The organism is Microcystis sp. M169S2 (assembly GCF_020245865.1).
GTDB classification, from domain to species: Bacteria; Cyanobacteriota; Cyanobacteriia; order Cyanobacteriales; family Microcystaceae; genus Microcystis; species Microcystis ichthyoblabe_A.
Map to the genome: position 1 here is coordinate 1 of NZ_JADBUB010000149.1, position 5,710 is coordinate 5,710.

3 protein-coding genes are annotated in these 5,710 nt (G+C 44.2%); 2 read left to right on the forward strand and 1 reads right to left on the reverse strand.

The features are described from left to right. Window positions 1-140: 140 nt before the first annotated feature. The gene (gene hemF, locus IM485_RS15420) at window positions 141-1,163 is read right to left on the reverse strand and encodes an oxygen-dependent coproporphyrinogen oxidase (RefSeq protein ID WP_194018385.1); all 1,023 of its coding nucleotides are present in this window, start codon (window positions 1,161-1,163) and stop codon (window positions 141-143) included. Between the two features lie 258 nt (window positions 1,164-1,421). Here hemF and IM485_RS15425 point away from each other — a divergent pair, with 258 nt between their 5' ends. Together IM485_RS15425 and mutS are read left to right on the forward strand one after the other, a co-directional pair. Next, on the forward strand, window positions 1,422-2,168 hold the full coding sequence (locus tag IM485_RS15425; protein ID WP_287744186.1) for a metallophosphoesterase family protein: 747 nt from the start codon (window positions 1,422-1,424) through the stop codon (window positions 2,166-2,168). Between the two features lie 294 nt (window positions 2,169-2,462). Further along, window positions 2,463-5,111, forward strand: a complete 2,649-nt coding sequence (mutS, locus tag IM485_RS15430) for a DNA mismatch repair protein MutS (RefSeq protein WP_287744191.1) — start codon at window positions 2,463-2,465, stop codon at window positions 5,109-5,111. Window positions 5,112-5,710 lie beyond the last annotated feature (599 nt).

Consider the following 5,710-nt stretch of genomic DNA (forward strand, 5'->3'; position numbering starts at 1 on the left):
AACTGATAACTGATAACTGATAACTGATAACTGATAACTGATAACTGATAACTGATAACTGATAACTGATAACTGATAACTGATAACTGATAACTGATAACTGATAACTGATAACTGATAACTGATAACTGATAACTGATTTAACCTGGCCAATTAACCCAATCTTGGGGTTTTAGGAAGACATCATAGAGTTTTGCTTCTGGGGTGTTGGGTGCAGGTTGATAACAGTATTCCCAACGGACTAAAGGAGGTAAAGACATCAAAATCGACTCGGTACGACCGTTAGTTTGCAGCCCAAAAATTGTGCCACGATCATAAACTAAATTAAATTCTACATAACGACCGCGACGATAGAGTTGAAACTGACGTTCTCTGTCACCGTATTCCGTCGAGCGGCGTTTCTGGACAATGGGAACATAAGCGGGTAGAAAAGCCCGGCCACAGTCATTAATGAAACTAAAAATTTCTTCCCAGTTGCGGGGTTGTTGGGGAGATAATTTTTCTGAATAGATAGCGGCATCACTTTCGGCAAAAGGACCACGATAGAGAGGGTCTAAACCGTCTTGGTAATCAAAGAAAATCCCGCCGATGCCTCTGGCTTCCTGACGATGATTGAGATAAAAATATTCATCACACCAGCGTTTAAAAACGGGATAATATTCGGGATGATGTTGGTCGCAAACCTGTTTAAAAGTGCGATGAAAATGACTAGCATCTTCTTCAAACCCATAGTAGGGAGTTAAATCGGCACCACCGCCAAACCACCAAACTGGGCCAGCTTCAAAATAGCGATAATTGAGGTGAACCGTGGGAATATAAGGATTGCGAGGATGTAAAACCATCGAGGTTCCCGTGGCGTAAAATTGATGACCGGCAGCCTCGGGCCGTTGTTTAGCAATGCTAGGAGGTAATTCTTTCCCCCAAACTTCCGAAAAATTCACCCCTGCTTGTTCAAAAATTGCCCCTTCCCGCAAAACTCGCGAACGTCCGCCGCCACCTTCGGGCCGTTGCCAACTATCTTCGATAAATTTTGCTTGTCCATCCACTTCTTCTAATCCCCGACAAATTTCATCCTGTAGGGATTTCATAAATTCACTGACGCGGCTACGGCTGTCACTGGCCGGCAAATTGGCAAGGGTGGGGGTTGTGGTGAATGCAGTCATACTCAAGGATCAAAATTGATAACTCAGTGATTATATTACTACTGGGTGATGAAACGGACGCTCTTCGATACTTAACTTAACATTTAGACCGGTTGGGTGATGGGGGTTGGGGGTTGGGGTTTTAGGGTTTTAGTTGGATTCCCCCATTTCCCCATTTCCCTAATCCCTAAATCAATGTTAATTTCTAAGTCTCAACTGGGCATATTAGAGTTAGTCCCGCTCCAGGGACAATAACACAGATACCCAACTTCTACCACCATGTCCTCCCGTCGAATCATCATCGGTGACGTTCACGGTCAATACGATGCTCTTTTGCAGCTAATGGAAACAATCGCGCCTCAAGAAAAGGAACCGGTTTATTTCTTGGGCGATTTAATTGATCGTGGTCCCAATAGCGCCCAAGTGGTTGAATTTGTCCGTCAAAACCGCTATCGTTGTCTATTGGGCAATCATGAACAGATGCTGCTAGAAGTGTTGGGCAAGCAAGGAATGATGGGGGAAATGTTGCCGGCTTGGCTTTATAGTGGCGGTCATGCTACTCTCGCGAGCTATAATCACAAAATACCGCAAGATCACATCGATTGGCTGAAAACCTTGCCTCTTTACCTCGATTTAGGCGATATTTGGCTGGTTCATGCTGGGGTTTATCCCCATTTACCCCTCGAAGAACAAGATGCCACTCATTTTTGTTGGATCCGCGATGAATTCCACAGTATGCCGGAACCTTTTTTTAGTGATAAATTAATTATCACTGGCCACACGATTACTTTTACTTTTCCGGGGGTAAGTCCGGGGCAATTAGTCGCCGGTGCCGGTTGGTTAGATATCGACACGGGAGCCTATCATCCCCACAGTAATTGGTTAACTGGATTAGATATCACTAATCGTTTGGTTTATCAGGTCAATACCAAAGATAAAACCCTGCGAAAATTCGATTTAGAAGATATAACCACCTCAATTAATCCTGCCGAAGTCTATACTAAAAGAGTGCAGTCCACCCCTTAAAAATAACTGTTATTAACAAAAATATAATTCTCGGACAAGGAATGATAATAAATCCGTTGAGCATAGGCTACTTATAAGGACAGGCAAAAGGCAAGAGGCAAGAGGCAAAAGGGGGAATACATAATCAGTTTTTAATAACTGGATTTAGTATGATATAAAATCCACCTAGATAGCTCAGATGTTAATCTCTGGGTTGGATAACGCGAACCAGCAGCTTAGGCTATTGGGATTCTTTGATCGTAGGTTCTCAAGAGCGGTAAATTGAATAAAGAATTGTCCAGCTTTCCTTCACCCATGACTCTCCCCTCGGATTTTCCCTTAGAACCACCGGCTACCAATAAAGATCCCCATCGTGATTATCGCGGACTCGATCGCGATAAACTCACCCCCATGTACCAGCATTATGTGGAGGTAAAAGAAACCTATCCCAATGCCCTTTTACTCTATCGTGTGGGCGATTTTTTCGAGTGTTTCTTTCAGGACGCGGTGATTATCTCCAGAGAATTGGAATTAGTTCTCACCAGCAAGGAAGGGGGTAAAGGGATTGGGAGAGTCGCCATGACCGGGGTTCCCCACCACGCCCTAGAGCGCTATAGTCGTTTATTGGTGGAAAAAGGCTATGCAGTGGCGATTTGTGACCAGGTAGAGGATTCAACGGAAGCAGCCGCCGAAAAACGACTCGTAGAACGCGCTATCACCAAACTGCTCACCCCCGGAACCCTCACCGATGAGGGAATGTTAAACGCAAAAAAGAATAATTTTCTAGCTGCTGTGGTGATTACCGGAGAAAATTGGGGATTAGCCTATGCAGACATCTCCACCGGAGAATTCTACACCACCCAAGCCAGCGATTTAACGGCTTTAAGCCTAGAATTAACCCGTTTACAGCCCTCGGAAATCCTTTTTCCCATCAATGCCCCCGATTTAAACCGGATTTTGCGCCCCGGGGAAAAATCCGACCATCTCCCCCCCTGTTTACCCGATAGTTTTTGTTATTCTCTCCGTCCCCAAAATATCTTTACTCTCACAGAGGCGAAAAATCGTCTCCTAATCACCTATAAAATGCGTTCCCTAGAGGGGATGGGCTGCGAACATTTACCCCTTGCTATTCGCGCAGCTGGGGGCTTATTAGAATACATTGAAGATACCCAAAAAGCCAATCAAGTCCCCCTACAACCTTTAAAAACCTACTCTATCTCCGAATTTTTGATTTTAGATGGGCAAACCCGTCGTAACCTTGAAATTACCCAAACGGTGCGCGATGGTAGCTTCTATGGTTCTCTATTATGGGCGATCGATCGTACCTGTACAGCCATGGGTAGTCGCGCTTTACGTCGTTGGTTACTGCAACCTCTCTTAGATTCTCGCGGTATTCGCGCTCGTCAGGATACTATCCAAGAGTTAAAGGATAATCCCTCCTTGCGCCAAGATATTCGGCAAAAATTAAGGGAAATCTACGATATAGAACGTTTAAGCGGTCGTGTAGGTGCAGGAACTGCTAACGCCCGCGATTTACTTTCCCTAGCGGCATCTTTAGTCAAATTAGCCGATTTAGCGGCTTTGGTCGCTTCGGGAAATTCGCCCTATTTGAAAGCTTTACAGCAAATTCCCGCCGATTTAGAAAAATTAGGCCAGCAGGTGATAGCCCATCTGGTGGAATCTCCCCCGCTGCATCTGAAGGAAGGGGGGGTGATTCGCGAGGGAATTGATGCCCAATTGGATGCCCTGCGGCGCGACTATCAGGAAGTAATCGATTGGTTTAAGAATCTGGAGACGACAGAGAAAGAAAGAACGGGTATCAGTAACCTTAAGGTTAATTATAACAAAACTTTCGGTTATTATATCAGTTTACCCCGCAGTAAAGCCGATTTCGCCCCAAAAGAGTATGTGCGTAAGCAAACTTTAGTCAATGAGGAACGTTATATCACCACCGAGTTAAAGGAGAAAGAAAATATAATTCTGACGGCAGTAGATGAATTAAATAAGTTAGAATACGAGATTTTTAGCGATTTACGCCGTCAAGTGGCCGAATTTTCCCCAGAAATCCGAGAAGTGGCCACAAAAGTCGCCGCTTTGGATGTGTTGGCCGGATTGGCAGAAATCGCCGTTTATCAGGGATATTGTCGCCCAGAAATCGCGGATGGTCGTCTTATCGATATTAAAGATGGTCGTCATCCCGTGGTGGAACAATCCCTTGGGGCCGGCTTTTTTGTGCCGAATTCGATTAATTTGGGCAATCAGGAAGGTTTAGAATACCCCGACTTGATTATTCTCACCGGTCCCAATGCTAGTGGCAAAAGTTGTTATCTGCGACAGGTGGGATTAATTCAATTGTTGGCCCAAACCGGCAGTTTTGTCCCAGCAAAGTCGGCCAAAATCTCCATCTGCGATCGCATTTTCACCCGGGTGGGGGCTGTGGATGACCTCGCTACTGGCCAATCCACCTTTATGGTGGAAATGAACGAAACTGCCAATATTCTCAATCACGCCACGGAGAGATCATTAGTATTATTAGACGAAATTGGCCGGGGGACAGCCACTTTTGACGGTTTATCCATAGCTTGGTCTGTGGCGGAGTATTTAGCCACGGTACTGCAATCGCGGACGATTTTCGCCACTCACTACCACGAACTAAACGAATTAGCTTCAATTTTAGAGAATGTGGCTAATTATCAGGTAACAGTCAAAGAATTACCCCATGAGATAGTATTTTTGCACCAAGTACGACCGGGAGGTGCGGATAAATCCTATGGTATCGAAGCGGGGAGATTAGCCGGTTTACCAGCTTCTGTGATCGATCGTGCCATGCAGGTGATGGGTCAAATCGAAAAACATAGTAAAATTGCGATCGGTTTGCGTCAAGGAATTAAGAAAATTAAACCAGTTAAGTCGGATAATTCCCCCTCTCTGCAGCAGCTAGATATTTTTGATGACAGTAAGTAGTCGTGGAAAGCTCAACTTTGTGTCCTTTGTGGTTAACGAAAAGGCTGCATCTCGATTTTGCAGAAACACCGATAATCAGCAATTATCAGTGACTCTTAAACTGGGACAAATATATCAACAATCGCGTGTAAGCATCCCACCGAAAAACTAATGCGCGGGGGGTTTGTGGGCGGCACCACGCCCCCAACGAGGGGTTTAGGTAGGGTTGATTCATTTAAATTAAGTACAGCTGATTTTAAGTCAATAAATTTGACTGAAGATTCTCAAGTTTATCTTTTTCTAACCAAAAGAATTAGTCACAATAACTATAGTCATTTCAGATAAGTCTGATACACTCTAGACCGACAAAACCCTTATGAACTCTGGGATTGATATTCTCAATCTTAATTGAAATGACTATAATCTTTAATCCTCTGCCAAATTTATTATGAATAAATTGATAAAGTTTGTTCCCAAGTCACTAAAAGCCTATCTCTCTTGAAATTGTCTGAGAGTACATCCTGTTAATTTAGCTAATTTTTCTGCTTCTTACGTCGATAAAACTATCAGTTTTTCCCAACGTTCAGCTAACCACCTCTGTCCCTCTGTTATTGAGAGAA

What these genes read in the sequence shown, in the direction of transcription:
- IM485_RS15425 (WP_287744186.1), top strand. Translation starts at nt 1,422, where the DNA reads ATGTCCTCCCGTCGAATCATCATCGGTGACGTTCACGGTCAATACGAT.
- mutS (WP_287744191.1), top strand. Translation starts at nt 2,463, where the DNA reads ATGACTCTCCCCTCGGATTTTCCCTTAGAACCACCGGCTACCAATAAA.
- hemF (WP_194018385.1), bottom strand. Translation starts at nt 1,163, where the DNA reads ATGACTGCATTCACCACAACCCCCACCCTTGCCAATTTGCCGGCCAGT.